Annotated in this window: 23 protein-coding genes and 1 tRNA gene (1 of these 24 only partly in view); 1 reads left to right on the forward strand and 23 read right to left on the reverse strand. The window is 27.8% G+C overall.

The genetic code is table 11. The annotated features are described in order from the left end of the window. From ACA135_RS05000 to cbiM, 10 genes are all read right to left on the reverse strand, one after another. Positions 1–252 carry the 5' portion of an LUD domain-containing protein gene (locus ACA135_RS05000; RefSeq protein WP_409197668.1) on the reverse strand. 972 nt of this gene lie to the left of the window's left edge, so 252 of the gene's 1224 nt are visible here — the first part of the coding sequence; its start codon is at positions 250–252; the stop codon falls past the left edge of the window. Next, complete coding sequence (locus ACA135_RS05005; protein ID WP_409197669.1) at positions 252–959, reverse strand: (Fe-S)-binding protein; 708 nt, start codon at positions 957–959, stop codon at positions 252–254. The genes ACA135_RS05000 and ACA135_RS05005 overlap by 1 nt, the downstream gene beginning before the upstream one ends. Before the next feature lie 25 nt (positions 960–984). After that, positions 985–1350 (reverse strand): DUF2304 domain-containing protein, encoded by a 366-nt coding sequence (locus tag ACA135_RS05010; protein WP_409197670.1) that lies wholly within the window; start codon positions 1348–1350, stop codon positions 985–987. A gap of 24 nt (positions 1351–1374) precedes the next feature. Further along, the gene (locus ACA135_RS05015) at positions 1375–2100 is read right to left on the reverse strand and encodes a glycosyltransferase family 2 protein (protein WP_409197671.1); all 726 of its coding nucleotides are present in this window, start codon (positions 2098–2100) and stop codon (positions 1375–1377) included. 15 nt (positions 2101–2115) lie between these two features. After that, entirely contained in the window at positions 2116–2577 is a 462-nt protein-coding gene (gene ribC, locus ACA135_RS05020; protein ID WP_409197672.1) for a riboflavin synthase, read from the reverse strand. A 177-nt stretch (positions 2578–2754) separates the two neighbouring features. Continuing rightward, entirely contained in the window at positions 2755–4809 is a 2055-nt protein-coding gene (locus ACA135_RS05025; protein WP_409197673.1) for a heavy metal translocating P-type ATPase, read from the reverse strand. A 197-nt stretch (positions 4810–5006) separates the two neighbouring features. Then, positions 5007–5840: an ATP-binding cassette domain-containing protein gene (locus ACA135_RS05030; protein ID WP_409197674.1), complete on the reverse strand. Its 834-nt coding sequence runs from the start codon at positions 5838–5840 to the stop codon at positions 5007–5009. A 24-nt stretch (positions 5841–5864) separates the two neighbouring features. Continuing rightward, positions 5865–6551, reverse strand: a complete 687-nt coding sequence (gene cbiQ, locus ACA135_RS05035; RefSeq protein WP_409197675.1) for a cobalt ECF transporter T component CbiQ — start codon at positions 6549–6551, stop codon at positions 5865–5867. 83 nt (positions 6552–6634) lie between these two features. Beyond that, positions 6635–6931, reverse strand: a complete 297-nt coding sequence (locus tag ACA135_RS05040) for an energy-coupling factor ABC transporter substrate-binding protein (protein ID WP_409197676.1) — start codon at positions 6929–6931, stop codon at positions 6635–6637. Positions 6932–6949: 18 nt separating this feature from the next. Next, entirely contained in the window at positions 6950–7663 is a 714-nt protein-coding gene (gene cbiM, locus ACA135_RS05045; protein WP_409197677.1) for a cobalt ECF transporter S component CbiM, read from the reverse strand. A 283-nt stretch (positions 7664–7946) separates the two neighbouring features. On the opposite strand from cbiM, the gene pyrF reads away from it, so the two are divergent. Continuing rightward, the gene (pyrF, locus tag ACA135_RS05050) at positions 7947–8594 is read left to right on the forward strand and encodes an orotidine-5'-phosphate decarboxylase (protein WP_409197678.1); all 648 of its coding nucleotides are present in this window, start codon (positions 7947–7949) and stop codon (positions 8592–8594) included. A gap of 52 nt (positions 8595–8646) precedes the next feature. Here the strand turns inward: pyrF and ACA135_RS05055 are convergent, their stop codons facing one another. From ACA135_RS05055 to ACA135_RS05115, 13 genes are all read right to left on the reverse strand, one after another. Beyond that, a complete protein-coding gene (locus ACA135_RS05055; RefSeq protein WP_409197679.1) occupies positions 8647–9177 on the reverse strand; it encodes a hypothetical protein in 531 nt (176 codons plus the stop codon). A gap of 39 nt (positions 9178–9216) precedes the next feature. Further along, a complete protein-coding gene (locus tag ACA135_RS05060) occupies positions 9217–10167 on the reverse strand; it encodes a deoxyhypusine synthase (RefSeq protein WP_409197680.1) in 951 nt (316 codons plus the stop codon). A gap of 205 nt (positions 10168–10372) precedes the next feature. Then, the gene (locus ACA135_RS05065; protein WP_409197681.1) at positions 10373–11287 is read right to left on the reverse strand and encodes a CBS domain-containing protein; all 915 of its coding nucleotides are present in this window, start codon (positions 11285–11287) and stop codon (positions 10373–10375) included. A 174-nt stretch (positions 11288–11461) separates the two neighbouring features. Further along, positions 11462–12448, reverse strand: coding sequence for an ATP phosphoribosyltransferase (locus ACA135_RS05070; protein WP_409197682.1), 987 nt, complete (start codon positions 12446–12448; stop codon positions 11462–11464). Positions 12449–12490: 42 nt separating this feature from the next. Then, positions 12491–13636 (reverse strand): TIGR04083 family peptide-modifying radical SAM enzyme, encoded by a 1146-nt coding sequence (locus ACA135_RS05075; RefSeq protein WP_409197683.1) that lies wholly within the window; start codon positions 13634–13636, stop codon positions 12491–12493. A 45-nt stretch (positions 13637–13681) separates the two neighbouring features. Next, positions 13682–13903, reverse strand: a complete 222-nt coding sequence (locus ACA135_RS05080) for a TIGR04165 family Cys-rich peptide (protein ID WP_409197684.1) — start codon at positions 13901–13903, stop codon at positions 13682–13684. 51 nt (positions 13904–13954) lie between these two features. Next, positions 13955–14905, reverse strand: a complete 951-nt coding sequence (locus tag ACA135_RS05085; protein ID WP_409197685.1) for an ADP-ribosylglycohydrolase family protein — start codon at positions 14903–14905, stop codon at positions 13955–13957. An 18-nt stretch (positions 14906–14923) separates the two neighbouring features. Continuing rightward, positions 14924–15610, reverse strand: a complete 687-nt coding sequence (locus ACA135_RS05090) for a glycosyltransferase family 2 protein (RefSeq protein ID WP_409197686.1) — start codon at positions 15608–15610, stop codon at positions 14924–14926. A gap of 45 nt (positions 15611–15655) precedes the next feature. Further along, on the reverse strand, positions 15656–16624 hold the full coding sequence (locus ACA135_RS05095) for an NAD-dependent epimerase/dehydratase family protein (protein WP_409197687.1): 969 nt from the start codon (positions 16622–16624) through the stop codon (positions 15656–15658). Positions 16625–16657: 33 nt separating this feature from the next. Continuing rightward, positions 16658–17197, reverse strand: coding sequence for a hypothetical protein (locus ACA135_RS05100; protein ID WP_409197688.1), 540 nt, complete (start codon positions 17195–17197; stop codon positions 16658–16660). Positions 17198–17208: 11 nt separating this feature from the next. After that, positions 17209–18066, reverse strand: coding sequence for a UTP--glucose-1-phosphate uridylyltransferase GalU (gene galU / locus ACA135_RS05105; RefSeq protein WP_409197689.1), 858 nt, complete (start codon positions 18064–18066; stop codon positions 17209–17211). Between the two features lie 262 nt (positions 18067–18328). After that, positions 18329–18412: transfer RNA gene (locus ACA135_RS05110), tRNA-Leu, on the reverse strand. Positions 18413–18489: 77 nt separating this feature from the next. Next, positions 18490–18912 (reverse strand): DUF371 domain-containing protein, encoded by a 423-nt coding sequence (locus ACA135_RS05115; RefSeq protein ID WP_409197690.1) that lies wholly within the window; start codon positions 18910–18912, stop codon positions 18490–18492. Between the last annotated feature and the right edge of the window lie 5 nt (positions 18913–18917).

An 18917-nucleotide genomic window follows, 5' to 3' on the forward strand; every position in this document is an offset into this window, starting at 1 on the left:
TTCTTTTATTAAATCTACGATTTTATCTTGAGCATCTTCAATTGTTGAAGCAAAAAATGAATCAATACCATTTCTTTTAAATGACTCACAGGCAGTTTTATATAATTCTTCATTATTATTTATACTGTCTTTCCTAATATTTTGAACTTTTTCTTTTAATTCTAGAGATTTAGGTTCTTTCATAATATGATTAGTTCTATCATTTGCTGTTTTGAAAGATTTTCTCATTGTTTCTAATTCATTTTCTTTCATCACATATCCTCTTCTTCTTGTTTTTTTAGATTAGTGCAAATAAATTCAGATAAATCTAATACTTCCATATCTGAATTATCATTAAGGTTTAATTTACAGAATGGACATGCTGTTACTAATAATTCTGCACCAGATTCTTCTGCTTCTTTCATACGATTTTTAGCTATTTCATTACTCATATCATTATATGCAGATTTAACTCCACCACCAGACCCACAACATAGGGCATCTTCTCGATTATGTTTCATTTCAACTAAATCAGCACTACTTTTTATAACTTCACGAGGAGCTTCAGATTCTCCAGCATGACGACATAAATGGCATGGATCATGATAAGTTACTTTGATATCATTTTTTTCAGGACTAATTTTTCCTTCTTTTATAAGTTGATTTAATAATTGTGATATATGAATAACATTAAACTCAGTGTTTAATTTTTCTTTATAATCATTTTTTAAAGTTTTATAGCATCCAGCACAAGATGTGAGTATTGTTTCATTTTGATAATCTTTTAAAAAATTTATATTTTCTTTCATTTGTTGTATTGCAGCATCATGGAATCCTGTTCGTAATAATACAGATCCACAACATGGTTCATTTTCTAAAGTATGGTATTTTATACCTGCTTTTTTAAGTATATATTCTGTTGCATCAGCTATTTCAGGTATTTTTTCACTGGCTGTGCATCCTTTATAATAAAGTATCATGTTTTAATTTTCCTAAAAAATTTTTTTATTCCTTTTTATCTTTTTCATCTTCTAATATTATTTCATTTTTAATTGCTAATTCTCTCACTAAATCATTAATATTCTGATTTAAATCATCAATTTTAATATATAATCTAAATATTAAGTAAAAACATCCTAAAATTGCTATTATGAATAATAAATTTGCACCTGTAGCTATACCGAATACATGTGCTATAGAATCTATTGTATTTGGTACAAATGCAAACAGAACAAGGAAAACCCATAATATAGCCCATAATATAAACGTTGGAAAACTAGTTTTTTCTTTTGTATATCTATGATAAATTAAAATAACTGCTACAATAGCTATAATTAAAAATATTACTTGATATAATAATAATTGTTGCATTGTATTTACCTACCTATCTTTTTATTAAAATCTAAATAAATCTAAAATCATTTGGAACATAATTTTTAGTCCTACCATTAAATTAGTCCCTTTTTCTTGTGTTTCTGGAGTGTATATAGTTGTAATTGTTACTTCTCCTACAGATATTTTATTTAACTTTATCTCTTTAATGAATTCAGAAGATACTCCATAACCTTGGGAAACTACATCAATTTTACTTGCAGCATCTGCTGAAAATGCTCTTAATCCTGATTGTGAATCTTTTACTTTAACTCTATAAAATATTAATGTAAGTAAATTCATCATTGTATTTGCAAAATTTTTACTTCTAGGCATATCTTCAAAAGGTCTTGCACCTATTACTGCTTCAACTTGACCTTGTTTTAATGGAAAACATACTTTTTTTATATCTTCAACTTCATGTTGTCCATCTGCATCAAATGTCACAATATATTTAGCATTATGTTTTAAAGCTGTATTCATTCCAGTTTTTAATGCTGCTCCTAAACCTCTGTTTATTACATGGGACACTATAATAATATTATTTGGATATTTTATTTGACTTTCTTTTGCACATTTTAAAGTCGTATCAACAGATCCATCATTAACTACTACTACATGATATCCTTTTTTTGAAATTTTTTCTATAACTTCACTTACTGTTTTTTCTTCATTAAATGCAGGTACAACTATGTATACACCGTCAGTATCTTCATAATTTGTTTTAGTTTGCGCTTGTGTGTTTGTCATGAAAATCAAAAAATATTATAAAGGACCTGCATCAGGTTTACCTTCTCTTTTACCTTTTCCTGCTTCTTTTGAAAATTGTTTTGGTTTAAACATCATTTTTATTAAGTTTTGTGCATGTTCTCTTGCTCGTGTTTCTGCAAGTATTTTTAAATCTTTTTCATTATCTTCTTCATCTTCATGTACAAAAACTTCCAATATATGTTTATTTGTCATTAATTGTGCTCTGATTAAACCTGTAGATGCTTCATGTGCACACATTTTGTCTTTTTCCATTGGACCCGGCATTCCAAGAGCCATTACAATTTCACAATCTTCTTCTTCTATTAATTTTTTAGAAGCCACAGGTAAGTCTTTTACACCAGGTACAACTGAATGAATTATTTTTATATCTGAAGCATATTTTTTTAATTCATCTATTGCAGCAGCCCCCATTTCAAAACGTGCAAATGTTGTTTCACAAACTCCTATTTTAAGCAATGTTTTATTCCACCTTTTATAATTTATTTTATGAAAAAATGATATAATATTATAATATATATTAATATTAGATATGAATTTTGTAATATAAAAAACTTTACAATGAAAAAAGAGTAGTTTGTGGAAGTAGAATAAAATAAAAAAAGGAGAAAGAAATTAGTATAAAAGAAAAAATATTTAATGCATATGTTTATGTGTATGTGATGAACCATTAAAAGTAATTACTTCCCCTAAATCTAAATTTTTATGAGAATGATTAAGATTACCTTTATCATGTGAATGGGTTAAAATTTCATTGTTTTTAACTGGTTCATTAGGATTATATTTTTTAATATTATCATCAAATTTACGATCATATAAAAATCCTGCATTAGCAATAACAACACATGATCCAATGTTATGAACAAGTGCACCAGTTACTGGGTTTAACCAACCCATTACACTACAGAATATAGCAACTGCATTTATACACATACTTAAAGTAATATTGAAATGTATATTATATAATGTGGCATTAGATAATTTCTTAAGATATGGGATTTTTTCAATATCATCACCAAGTAATGCTACATCTGCAGCTTCAATTGCAATATCACTACCCATTTTAGCCATAGCAACACTAATATTAGCTGTTTTTAATGCAGGAGCATCATTTACACCATCACCAATCATTGCAACCATTTCATTATTATCTTTGATTTTTTGTATTTGTTTTACTTTATCTTCAGGTAATAATTCTGCATGAACATTACTTATACCTACTTGTTTAGAAAAATAATTTGCTGCTTGTATATTGTCTCCAGTTAAAAGAATTACTTTAGTGTTTAATTCTTCTAAATTTTTAATCATTTCTTTTGCATCTTCACATAAAATATCGGATAATGCTATAATACCTAATATTTCATTTTCATTTGCAACAATTATATTTGCTTTACCTTCATTATTTAAATATTTTAATGTTTCATTTAACCCATTAGTATTTATATTATTTTCTTTTATGAAGTTTAAGTTTCCACAAAATATTTCTTCTTGATCTATTTTAGATTTTACTCCTTTTCCAGGTATCATTTGGAAATCTTCACAATCATCAAATTTTATATTATTTTCTTCAGTATATTTTATTAATGCTTTAGCTAGTGGATGTTCACTTCTTTTCTCACAACTTGCAGTTATCTTAAGTAATTGCTCATTACTTAAGTTTTCTTTTTTACTTATCACATCTGATACTTTTAAATCTCCATATGTTAATGTTCCTGTTTTATCAAATGCTATAATATTGGTTTTTCCAAGATTTTCTAATGCTTCACCAGATTTTATAATTACACCATATTTTGTTGCTTGACCAATTGCAGCCATAATACTTGTTGGTGTGGCAAGTATTAATGCACAAGGACAAAATACTACTAAAACAGTCACTGCACGATTTATATCACCAGTAAATATGAATGCACATATAGCAATTAGTAATGCTACTGGCACTAACCATGTTGCCCATTTATCTGCAATTCTTTGGGTTGGTGCTTGTTTATTTTCAGCATCCCTCACCATGTCTATTAATTTTTGTAAACTAGAATCTTCTCCACGACTAGTAGTTTCCATATCTACACTACCATATAAATTCATAGTTCCACAAAATACTTCATCCCCAGGTTTTTTATCAATTGGTAAAGATTCCCCAGTCATAATAGATTGGTCTAGAGAAGTATTTCCTTTTGTTATTACTCCATCGACGGGTATTACTTCACCAGGTAATACTCTTAAAGTATCTTTTAAGTTAATTTCATTAACATTTACTATTTCTTCTTTAAAATTTCCATTATTTGTTTGTATTATTTTTCTTCCTTTTTGTGGGGTTAAATTTATTAAGTTTTTTAAACCATTTTGAGCACGATCTACTGTATAATCTTCTAATAATGCGCCTAAAGACATTATAAATGCTACTTCTCCTGCAGCAAATATTTGACCTATACCTATACTTGCAATCATTGCAACTGTTATAAGTAATGCAGATGATACAAATTTTTCTTTTATTACTCTAATTAGTGCAAGATATATTAAAGGAAAACCACTTATTATTACTGCACCCCATGCTGGATCTATTGGTGATTGAATATGAAATACCATGAAAACTAAACTTATAGCTAAGAATATTCCTGAGATTATAGTCATTTTTAATCCGGCTAATAATTCATTTAATTTTTTCAGGCTCATATCCTCTTTATTTATATTCATTTTTTTCTCCCTGTAATAAATTGTATTACTTTTTTTGAATTTCTTTATATACTTAGTATTACTATAACTAGAAAAAAAATATAATAATACTTTTTTTAAATTCATTTATATAGTAAGTATTACTTAACTTGTATTAAAAAATCCTAAATCATAACAATTTAGGAAAACCTTTACTTAATACAAATTTTCTATAATAATTATAAATCTAATTTTTCTAAGAATTGATTTCTAGCTTGACTAATAGTTAAAGGATATTCCCCTTCAAAATCTATAGAATCTTCCTTTTCTAAAATTTCAGCTAAATGAGCAATACGAGGTAAACGTAAATTAGCATCTCTAATAGTTTTTACATCACTGAAAACTTCACTAGGAGTACCTTCCTTAATAATTTGACCTTCTTTAATCACATAAAGACGATTTGCATATAAAGGAACTAAATCCACATCATGAGTAGAAATAATAATAGATATACCTTCACTATTTAATTTATATAATAATTTTAAAACTAGTGAAGCACCTTTAGGATCTAAACCACTAGTAGGTTCATCTAAAACCATGATTTTAGGTTTCATAGCTAAAACACCAGCTATAGCCACGCGCTTCTTTTGACCACCACTTAAATGATGTGGAGGTTTACGTTCAAATCCAGACATCCCCACTTTTTTTAAGGATTCTTTAACACGATTTTCCACTTCTTCTTGAGAAAGTCCTAAATTTAAAGGACCAAAAGCCACATCCTCTTGAACTGTTGGTGCAAAAAGTTGATCATCAGGATTTTGAAAAACAACACCTACTTTAGATCTAACATTAAGTAAACCTTTATTATTATATTTAATTGGTTTACCCTCAACTAATACTTCCCCTTTATCTGGTTTAAAAATTCCATTAAAGTGTAAAAAAAGAGTAGATTTTCCAGCACCATTCTTACCAAGTAATGCAACTATTTCATTATCATTGACTTTAACAGTTACATCATTTAAAGCTTTAGTACCATCTTCATATTTATAAACTATATGATTTGCTTCTAACATTATTTTTTTTAACTCCTCTAAACTTTATTTACTAGGTTCATAAATTGGTATTTCACCATTATAACCACGAGATTCCAAAGTTCTTTGTAATGATTCTGCTTTTTCTAATGATTTAAAGAAAAGATTTGCAATAATACTTCCAAGAGATTTGAAAGAATTCATATAACCATTAAATCCTAATCTTGATTTTTGAGCATTTCTCATTGTTTCAACTTCTTCTAAGAATATAAATATAATATTATACATTAACATGGATAATTCTATAAATATTTTAGGTACATGAACTTTAGCTAAAGCATGTAAAAAATCATTTATTGGTGTTGTAAGTGACATGAACCCTAAACATGAGAAACATGCAAATACTCTAAAGAAAGTTAAAACAGCAAGGTTATATGCATCTTGGCGAATTACTATTCCCCAAATTCCACTATCCCATATAACAGGACCTACTCCAAAGAAGAACAATAAAAATACACAAGTAATACTTGTGAAAGCAAATGGTATCGCTATGAATTTTAAATAAATACTAGGTTTGACACGAGCCACACCCATAATTCCAATTGCTGCTAAGATTATTACACAAATTTCCAATGGAATATTTTGGCTAATTAAAGCGATTAACATTATCCCTATAGATAATACTATTTTAAGATTTGAGTTTACATCACGTAAGCGATTTGTTTGTGCAATGTAATCTATATTCAATGTCATGTTCTCATCTTTACCTTTTTTTTATTTTAATTTTTTAAAAAAAATTATTTAATAGATTTTTTAAATCTATTAATAAAATTCCATTATTCTTTAATATTGTATTTTCTTTGTGCTCTCCAATAACCAAAGAAATAACCTATAATTATAGTCCCTATAGCAGTTTGAACACAGAAGAGTAAACTTTGTATTTCCCCACTTGGTGGTTCCCATATTGAACTGAACCATGGTGTGTAACCAGTTGATTCTATTGCAGTTGCTCCAGCATCATCAGATCCGCCAAAATAACCTTGGTCTTCACCTAATCCACTATACATTGCTAAGGGTATCATTACAATGATTGCAACTAATATTAATAATATTATATACATTTTTGTTTTCATTAATTAAAACCTCCAAGTTTATATAGCAGATCCTTTATCATCATCTAATGCTTCAACTTGAGCTTCTTCAGCTTCTTTTGATGTTAATGCACCAAGTTTTTCCATGAGTTTTGGTTTATTTTTCTTTAACATATCCCATATTACAACTGTTAAAATACCTTCTGCTATTGCTAATGGTATTTGAGTTACTGCAAATATTGCAAAGAATTTTACAAATGCAGCTGTGAATGATGGTATTGGAAATGCAGCTGATAATTGTACAGCTGTTGTTACATAAGTTAATAAATCACCAAAGAATGCTGCAAAGAATATTGCAACTAGTGATCCAGCTTTTGTTTTATTGATTGCCTTATATACTGCCCATGCTACGAATGGTCCTACTATTCCCATTGAGAAACAATTTGCCCCTAAAGTTGTTAATCCTCCATGTGCTAAGATGATAGCTTGGAAAAGTAGTACGATTACTGCGAGTACACTTGTTGCTGCTGGTCCGAATAGTGCTGCTCCTAATCCATTACCACAAGGATGTGAACAGCTTCCTGTTACAGATGGCATTTTAAGTGATGATAGTACAAACATAAATGCTCCTGAAACTGCAAGTAATGCTTTTGATTCGGGAGTTTTTTCAAATGTTCTTTTAATTTGTATTAATCCCCATGCTACTACGGGTATCATTAGTATATACCAAAATAAACACCATAGTGGCGGGAGAAATCCTTCCATAATATGCATTTAATATCTATCCCCATAATTTTTTTTGTTTTTTTTTAAAAAGTTTTAAAATAAAAATTTATTAAAGTTAAATTGATTAAATTAAATTTAACTTTATAAATATTATTTTATCCAAAACCCTATTTAAGCCTTTCTAAAAATTTCAAATAAATATGAAAATAATAAAGTTAAATTAATAAAAACTTCTTGAATTAAATTAAGTAAATTTTAATATTTATAATTTACTAAAAAAAATAATAAACTAGAAAAAACAAACAATAAAAACAAAAAAGGATAAAAAAATATGAAAATAAAAAACAACCTAATATTAGCAATGGACATAATGGAACTCCAAAAAGCAGAAAAAGTATGTGAAACAATAGGAAACCAAATAGACACAATAAAAATAGGTTACCCCCTAACATTAGCAGAAGGAATAAAAACCATAAAAATATTCAAAGAAAATTATAATTACCAAATAATATGTGATTACAAAGTAGCAGATATACCAGCAACCAATTCAAAAATAGCAGAACAAACATTCAAAAACGGTGCAGACGGAATAATAACACATGGATTCGTAGGAGAAGACAGCGTAAAAGCATGCCAAGACAAAGCAGATGAATACAACAAAGACCTGTTTCTACTTACAGAAATGTCACACCCTGGAGCAAAAAGATTCCTACAAAAAGATGCAGATGAAATAGCTAAAATGGGAGTGGAAATGGGAATAAAAAATTATGTAGCACCAGCAACACGAATAAATCGTTTAAAAGAAATCAGAGAAATAGTTGGAAAAGATTCATTCATAATATCCCCAGGTGTAGGAAAACAAGGTGGAGAAGCTAAAAAAACATTAGAATATGCAAATGCAATAATTGTTGGAAGATCCATTTATGAATCTGAAAATCCAAAAAAAGCGACAGAAGACATAATAAAATCTACAAAATAAAAAAAAATGAGAAAAATACATTTAAAATATTTCTCATTAATAAAATCCTTTTTTATATTAAATATTTCTCAAATAATTCACGTGCAATTTCATAAAATATTTCAAAAAGTAAGAAATAAACAAAACTTATTAATTGAAGATACCCAAACATTGCTAAAAGTAAAATAACAACTTTCATTGAAAAACGATAATCAAAGAAATACTCAAAAAATTTACCTTTAGAATAAACTTTAGGATTATCATTACCTAATTCATCTATCCAAGCACCTAAAATACAAGCAAATAAAATAAAACCATTAATCCCTGGAATACCTATTATGGCCACAATAATTAAGAAAGTTAAAAGTGTAGCTATGTGATGAACACCATCAACTTTTAAACCCAAAAGATTACCAATAAGGATGCCTATAAAAATGTAGGCAGCATCTATATTTGTAACTGTAGCATAAGCTGCGAATAATCCACAAATTATACCCAGTATAACTGCTAAGATTTTATTGTTTTTCTCATCAAATTCATCATCACTAAATTTCATGAAAAAACCAGATAATGCATAGGATACTGCTAATAAAATTGGAGTCATAAATTTTTTACCTCAAAAATAATATTCCTCAAACTTTTTCTATTGAATTTTGTCTAATGCTGCAGCAAAAATCAATGGGAATATAATAGTTGCATCCCCTACAACATTAGCTAAATTTGAACCACACTTAGCTTTAGACCAACTTTTAGCTTCTTCTAAAGGAGCACCACTTAAACTTCCAGTTTCAGGACGATCCATAGTTATTTGTATAGCTGCATCTAATCCTCCTTTAAGTAAAGTTGATGCCATAGTATAATGTTTTGGAACTCCCCCTCCAAGGAAAATTCCACCAATTTCTGAAGATTCAAATACTAAATCTGAAAAATGATGCATATCTTTTACAACATCTAAAATTAGATTATGATCTTGTGTAAACATCCATAACTGTAACCCAAGCATACTATCCACAATTCCAGGTGCAAATATATCAACATTATGTATTGCTGCTTGATGAAGGATACTGTTTTCATCATCTATTATTAATCCTATTTCATGTAATAATGTGTTAATTGAAATTATCCCTTTATCTTTAGGATTATCTAATTTCTTACTAAGTTTATCAAAGATTTTATTGATTTCTGTTTCAAATATTTCAAAATCATCATTTTGAGTGTAAACATCAGCAATTCGTCCTATTCCTGCTTTGTTTAATTTTTCATCATCATCCCCAAAGTCCCTGTAATGTCTTCCTCCAAATGATTCTAATAAATCATGAGTAATATTTGCCCCACTTGTAACTAATACATTAATATATTCATGTTTTATCATGTATGCTATAATGTTCCGCATTCCCCCAGGTACTTGTGGTCCTGCCATACTCATAAAAATATGCATATCTTCTTCATTTATCATTGCTGCAAGTAAATCTGAGGCTCTTGCAACTCTTCCAGATCCTAATACTCCACAGTTTTCAAATTCTTCCATGAGTTCAGATACTTTCATATCTTTTTTAATATTCATTTGATTAACTTTAGTTTGTTCTATTCTCATAAAAATCATTTAAATTATTTATTTTATATTTTGTAAATTTTATTTTAAGAAAAATATATGTTTAAAAAATTTTACTTTTTTTATTAATATTTTATTATAAAATTTTAAAAAAAAGAATTATTAATTAATATAATATTTATTTATTATGTTAAATAAGTTTTATTAAAAAAAAGATAAATTTAATTTAAAACTTAAAAAGAGGATTTTAAGATTTTATAGAATCCATAATTGGGAAATTTTTTAAATTTGTAATTTGTTCTATTAAATCTGTACGTGTTACTATTCCAGTTGGTATTTTATTCTCATCAACAAGTATTAATCTTCCAACATGATTTTTATACATAATTTCAACAGCATTTGCTATTTTCATTTTACTGTTTACTGTTATGACTTCATTACTCATTATATCTTGAACTTTTAAGTTTTCCCTAGATTCTGCTAAGGATTCAACAATATCTGTTAATGTTAACATTCCTATTGCACAATTATTTTCAATTATAGGTGCTCCTTCAATATCATTTATGGTTAATATCTTGGCTGCTTCACGGATACTATCTTGACTTTTTAAACTTATTAAATCTGTAGTTGCTATGTCTTCTATAGCATTTTTAGGTATACTTCTAATAGTCGTTGTGTCTAAAAGTATTAGATTATCCATATCATCTCTTCCAACAATTTCTCCCATTACACCTAAATTATTTACCGGTGTTGGTCCTATTGTAACAATATCTCCAAGAGTTAAATCTTTAATATTTCCTAAAATTTTTATTGCTGCTTCACATTCCCCTGGGTGTGGAACACTTGTAAATTCTATTTTAGCAACAGATAATCCTTCTAATTTATTCCCATCTTTAAACATTGGGACTTTAAAAGAATCTTCATCAGAAACTGTTATGTTTAATGTTTGATATGCTTCAATTGTAGGTTTATACCCTCCTCTTGGGCCAGGAACACCTTTTACTAAACCTAAACTACGTAAAGATTGCATTTGGTTACGAATAGTACCTGGATTTCGACTCATAACATCAGCAATATCTTCCCCTTTAATAGATTTCCCATTAGAAGTTTGATATAAATTAATTAAATTTTGTAAGATTTCTTTTTGTACAGAAGTTAACATTTTTTTTAACACCCAAAAAAATATAATGATAATTTATAATGATTTTTTATGAATAATTATAATTTATTAAAATTTATATAAAAAGATATTGATTTAAATTTACAAAAAATATATAAAAAAGTTAGAAATAGTTAAAAAAATAAGATATAAAGTTAAAAAATTATTTAATAAATTTTATTTAACATACTGTTTTACATCACTTCGAATAATACTTGATGCACCATACTTTTTAATTTCATATAACATTTCAGGGAATTTTCCTTTCGGAATTAAAACATTTACCTGAGAGTATGTAGATCCTTTATTAATTGTTGGTTCATCTGAACATAATTTATTTTCAATTAAATAATCTGTTAATTCTTTAACAATATCATTATTAATATTAAATTTAACATCAAAGTATTTACGTGCAAGAATAGCCCCATATAATTGATCAAAAATTAATTGAGCTTTTTCCATTTTTTCCCCTGTACATGATACTCCAGCATATAATCCTGCAGAAGAGTGAAGAATTGTTTCTAATTCTTTTAATCCAGCTTTTTTAAGAGAGTTTCCTGTTTGAGTATTATCAACTATTAAATCCGCACCTTTAGCAATGTAAACTTCTGTTGCCCCATCACTGTTAATTACTTGAACTTTATCATTATTTCCATCTTTTAATCCTCTAACTTGTACAAGAGGTACAGTATCTCCATAAATTTCTTGATAACCTTTATTTTGCATCATGAATTTACGTGTTAAGTTTGGATATTCTGTAAAACATAATATTGGAGTATCCCTATTTTTATTTTTTCTGAAAAAGTCTGTTAAATTTTCATATGGAGAATCATTTGGCACAGCCATTATTAAACGTGTTTGACCATAATCTAAATCTCCAAGTTTAGTTATATCATTATCACTTAATACAGATTCTTCTTTTACCCAATCCTCACCAACAATAGCTAAATCCACCATTCCTCGATTTAATTCTACAGGTGAACTTTGAGGTCTAGTTAAAAATGCTTTAATATCCTCATCATTCACTATTTGTATTTCAAAGGATTCATCTTCAGGTTCATATCCTTTCATTTCATAACCTGCATCTACAAATAATTGATAAGTATTTCCTCTTTTAATATTATTTAAACTTCCTTTTGGAAGACCTAATGTAATTTTTACCATTTTCTAATCATCATCCTTAATATTTAATAAATATATTTTAAATTATTTTTTCATTGCTAAATCCATAATACTGAATTGTTTTTTAGACTTGTTTACTTCTTCAGAATTATTATTTAACATTTGTCCCATTGCACCTTTCATGAAATCTTTATTTATACGTTTGGAAACTTCAGCAAATATCATACTATAAGCTTCACATTGAGGATCAACTGCTTGTGGTGTTCCATTTGATACTAATGCATTATATGGGCAGCCTCCACGGCAATATTTTATAAATTTACATTTTCCACAATTTTCATCAACATATTTTTCAAATTCCATTAATTTTTTCCAAGCTTGTGATTGTTTTAAATCTTCCATACTTGGTTTATCAGCAACATTTCCCATTATGTATTCATCCATTCCTACAAAACGGTAGCAGGGGTATATGTTTCCTTCTGCACCTACTGCTAAAGTAGTACCCATACAATCATTAAATGTACATAATGTTCCTCTTCTTCGCAGGGTACTTTTAGTTATATGATCTAAATCCATTACAACAAATTTATCTAAATCATATAAGTATTTGTCTAACCAATCCACTAATATTTTCCCATGTTCTTCTTGAGGTAATGCCCATGGATCTGCATTTTCCCCTCTTAATGATGGTAGGGCTGCATGAATTTTAAGAATATAACCATTATCTTTGAAAAAGTCATATATTTGATTACTGAAATCTTTAGAGTAACTTGTAAAAGTACATACAAAGTTAATATTTAAACCATTTTCTTCTGCAAGATGTACTTTTTTCATGGTCTTGTCAAAGTATCCTTTTCCTCGTTGGTAATCGTTTATATCTTTTGGACCATCTATACTTGTACTAATGTTAATATTATATTTTGAGAATAATTTAGCCATTTCATCTGTTAATAACCATAAATTACTTTGCAAGGAGAATCCTTCTGTAATATGAGTATCACTATCATTTAAAAGTGGTAATGCTTCTTTATAAAAGTCATAACCTGCTAATAATGGTTCTCCTCCATGGAATGTGAAATGAACATCATCATCTCTGAAATCTTTTAACCATTCATTAATCTGTTTTATCACACTTATACTCATTATTGGTGATTTATCTTCAGATCCCCAACAGTAACTACAGTTAGATGGACATTTTAATGTTGGTATAATCATTACATGAAATGTCATAATATTTTAAACCTTCAAATCTTAGAAAAAAATGAAACATAAAAATTAGAATAAACCATTTTGGGTTAATTCTCTTAATACTTTTTCTTTTTCTTTAATTTCTTCAGGTTCTTCTTCAGAACCATCACTAAATACATGTCCACAATTTTCACATACAATTTCTTTTAATTCTGCATGTGCATGGTGGTTATCAATCATTCTTCTTTTAATAATTTTATCTGTAGAACCACATTCAGGACATTTTGCTAACATTTCTTCAAGTTTCATTATTTTTCTCCCTTAAGTTTTTATAAATTTAATTAAATTTAAAATTTTTTTTTATAAAGTTTCTTCAAAATTATCACATAAATCAATAATGTAATTAATATTTTCTATCTTAGAAAGCCAATCGGTTGGAATATTATCATAACCATAATATATTCCAGATAAACCACCACAAACAGCTGCAGTTGTATCTGTATCATAACCTAAATTCACAGATTTAAGTATAGAATCTTTATAATTATTTGTTTGAGCCAAACACCATATACTAGCTTCTAAAGTTGCAGTTACATAACCACTACTCTGTATTTTATCACGTGATAAAGTATAAATTTCACCGTTAATAATTCTTTTAAAATAATGATTTAATTCCCTAGAATACTCTTTTTTTGAATTATAATAATCTACAGCATCTTCCACACCATTTTTTATTACTTCAATAAGAGGTAAACCTATATCATTATTTAATAATTTTAATGCAATATTTACATATATACCGCAGGATATTTTACTTCTAATATGGTTATGAGTTAATGAAGATAAATTATGAATAATTTCCATTGCTTCTTCTGTTTCCATAGATTTTCCATGTAGATAATAAGCAGCAGGTAATATTCTCATAAGGGATCCATTACCATTATCTCTTTCACCATTACCTCCACAGAGTATTGGACTTTCACCTTCACCATATTTTATAATTGCATTTCTAGTACTTATACCCATATCAAATATTTCACCAGTTGCAGTATAATCAGAATCAATGAACCATGCATAAAACTTTTTCATTATATCTTCATAATCTAAGCCACAACTTGTTAAACTATCTATTGTTGCTAGTGTTAAACTAGAATCATCAGACCATGTTCCTGCAGGTTGATTATGGGTACCATATCCATCCATATTTGTTACAGGATGATCATCAAAATATTTTCTTGGTTTAAATTCATATGGGACTCCTAATGCATCCCCTACAACTAAACCCATTATACCATCTTTAACATTTTTCATAAAAATCAACAAAAAATTTTATTTTTTTAATGTTCTTTCAACTTTATCTTTACCAATTTTTAAGAGCACACCTACTCCATGAGTTACTGGATTTTTTGTTGAACTATTAACATCATATCTAACAGTTATAGGTACTTCACTAATCTTCAATCCATTATCAGATGCATCTGCTAACATTTCACTTTCAATACCAAATCCAGGATCATTAAATCTGAAACAAGGCAAAGCCTTATTACTGAATGCTCTAAATCCACTTTGTGAATCTGTTACATGAATTCCAGCTGAAATATTAGTTGCATGATCTAATACTTGTTGACCAACCCTACGATAAGCTGGAGTGTTTTCTTCATGTCCATTTAAATATCTGCTACCATTAACTAAATCTACTCCATCTTCAATTACAGGTTTTATTAATTCTGGAATTTCATCTGGGTTGTGTTGACCATCAGCATCAATAGTGATTATAACATCATAGCTTAAATCGGAAACATAATCAAAACCTGATTTTAAGGCTATGCCTTTTCCATAATTAACAGGATGAGTTAATACATGAGCTCCAGCTAATAATGCTGTTTGTTTTGTTTTATCTTCACTACCATCATCTATAACCAAAACATCATCAATATATTGAAGAGTTCTTAAAATTACTGAACCTATTGCAACTTCTTCATTAAATGCTGGAATAATTGCTATTGATTTAACCAAATTTACCAATTCTCCATTTGAAAATAATTATTTAATTAAAATGATTTATTCAATTCTATAATAATATTTCATCCAATCAACTGTTCTTTTAATACCTTCTTCGGGAGGTATTTGAGGATTATGTTTTAAATCACGAATAGCTTTGCTGAAGTCAATAGTTTTAACTTTAGTAGTGTAAGCTTCAGGTTCGGTGTAAGTTACAAGAGAATCATCCACTCCACATGCATCTAAAACCATATCAGAGTATTGTTTAATATCTCTTTCCCATTCTTGTTTACTTCCCACATTATATACTTCTCCAGGGATAAAATTATCCACAATATTAGCAAAAGTATTTACAGTATCATCCACATAATCTATTATTCTTTTATGTCCCATATGAACACTGTAAGGGAGACCATGTAATGCTTTATAGATAAATATTGGAATAAAACCTTTATAAGGAGAATAAGCTTCATGAGGGCCATAACAGTTTACTGGTCTAACTCTTACAGTTTCAGTGTTGAACATTGTTGCTGAATTCATTACCATTAATTCTCCAGCCCATTTACTGATTGCATAATCATTCATTTGATAGGTATCTGCAATTGGATTATTGGTCATTACATCTTCAGTCATAATACCATCATAATCTCCGTAAACTTCTGCTGAGGAAAAACTTATCATACGGAAACCTAATTTTTCTTGTAAACGAATCATATTTTTTAATCCCATTACATTTGTTTGCCAAAGGTTTTCATAGTATGCTTCACCATTCCATCTTCCATATTCTGCAGCTAAATGGTATACATAATCAAAATCATCATTATCATCAAATATACGTTCCATTTGACGATAACTTCTAACATCTCCACGTACATAATCTGAATATGAGTCACTGTATAAATCTGCTTCCCCTTCATGGTGTAATAAATCACATGCTAATACTTCATGACCTCTACTTCGGAGTTCATTTACTAAATTAGTTCCGATAAATCCACTACCACCAGTTACTAAAATTCTTTGAGTTTCCATTATTTAATTCCCCTAATTTTTTTATTAATTTAATTATTTTTTATAAATATTAGATATTTCACTGTTATCTCTAACAGTTTCTTCATATTTTGTTAAGTTTTCCGGTTTTTTATTACTTAAATAATCCCATAAACTTTGATATTGGTAATCTATGATTAAATCTTTTAATAAGTAATTTTCATCAATTAAATAATCAATATTTTCACTTATATCATCTATAATTTGGAATAATTCTTTAATATTTTTATCACATTTGGCTAATTTAAGGTTAAAATTTATATTATCTTGTCTTTGCTCATCTAATAAATTTTTTGTAACCTTTGTTCTATGTTTCATTTTATTGAAATCAATTCTAAATTTTACAACTTCTTTACTTTTTAATTTTAAATCCATTGCTTGATATTTTAAGAGTTCTTCTTGAACATTATTTTTCTCTTCAACCAATTGGGACATTCTTTTTTGTATGTAAGAGTTTCTGTCTTTTACTTGCTGGTATAATTGGTTTGTATTTTGAAGTTTTCGTTTTGTAATGTCCAATTCTTGTTTTAGTGAACTCATTGATTCATTAGCCATAAATATTACCATCAATCTTTATTTTTGAATAAATCATTTTTTATATAATTTGTTAAATCTTCTTTTGCTTCTGGATCATCCATTGCAAATTTCAATGATGTTTCTAACCATTCTAAACGATTCCCGATATCATAAGATTTACCATCAAAAACAGCACCATAAACTTTATCTAGTTTAGATAAAGCATCAGTTAATTGTATTTCTCCACCTTTTCCAGGTTGAGTTTCTTCTATTGCCTCAAAAATATTTGAGGTTAATAAGTAACGACCCATTATAGCTAGATTACTTGGTGCTTCGTTGATTGATGGTTTTTCAACTAAATTATTAATTTCATATACATTATTTTCCACTTGATTTCCATCAATAATACCATATCTTTCAATTTTATTTTGAGGCACTTCTTCAACGGATATTGCAGAAGAATTATATTTTCTATAAACATTTATTAATTGTTGTGTACATGGAATTTTGCCTCTTGTAATAGTATCACCTAACATTACAGCAAAAGGTTCATCACCTATATGTTTTTCAGCACAGTAAATCGCATGACCTAATCCTTTTTGTTTTTTTTGTCTAACGTAATAAATATCTGCTAAGTCACTAATTGCTTTAATTTGTTCAAGATAATCTAACTTACCTCTTTCTCTTAAGTGATGTTCAAGTTCAAATGACCTATCAAAATGATCTTCTATAGTTCGTTTACCTTTACCTGTTACGATAATTATATCATCTATTCCAGATGCAACTGCTTCTTCTATAACATATTGTATTGTTGGTTTATCATAAACTGGTAACATTTCTTTAGGTTGAGCTTTAGTAGCTGGTAAAAATCTTGTTCCTAAACCTGCTGCTGGTATAACTGCTTTCAAATATATTACCTCCTGAATAAATTATTCTAATTATTTTTATTGGGAAAATTAATTATTTTTTTCAAATTAAAAGTTTTTTCCAAAATTAAACTATTTATTAAATATTATTAGTTTATAATTTAAGTTATTTTTATTTTTTAAAATATATAAAATTTGATAAATTAAATTGTGAAAAAATTAGATTAAGAAATATTTTTTAGAAAAACTAGAAATTTTTTTATTAAAAATAGATTTTTTTTGAGTTAAATTAAAAAAGTATGAGTGCGGGAGACGGGACTTGAACCCGCGAAGGGACTAACCCAATAGGCCCTCAACCTATCGCCTTTGACCACTCGACCACCCCCGCATTATTAAAAATAAATAATACAGTAATTAATTATTTACCTATTAAAGTATTTAAACTTAACCATTATATATTTAAAATTATTTTAAAATAATTTCAACATCCATAAGCTCTCCATTACTTAAATCATCAATAAGATCTGCATTTAAATCACAAGATGCTTTATTTGCATTAACCATTAAAGTTCTATTACAAGTATAATTACTTTTTCTACATACAATATCTGTAGGATGATTTAATGTAAGTTTTTCATCTCCATAACCTTGAATTTCATCAAAACCATGAATTGTTTTAAGTTTCATAATAATTTGAGTATTAGAATCTCTAATTTTTTCTTTAAAATCGTCTGGAAAATCTAGTAATGATTTATCCATTTTAACTCCTATAATACAATCAGCAGTTTTACCAATTTCTGAATCTTTTGTTATTTCAAAAGTAGATTTATGTTTACTAGTCACATTCTTATGGCCTTTTGTACGAATTTTAAAATTATAATCATTCATTAAGA

It is taken from the genome of Methanobrevibacter acididurans, assembly GCF_046197875.1.
In the GTDB taxonomy this organism is placed as follows: domain Archaea; phylum Methanobacteriota; class Methanobacteria; order Methanobacteriales; family Methanobacteriaceae; genus Methanobrevibacter_A; species Methanobrevibacter_A acididurans.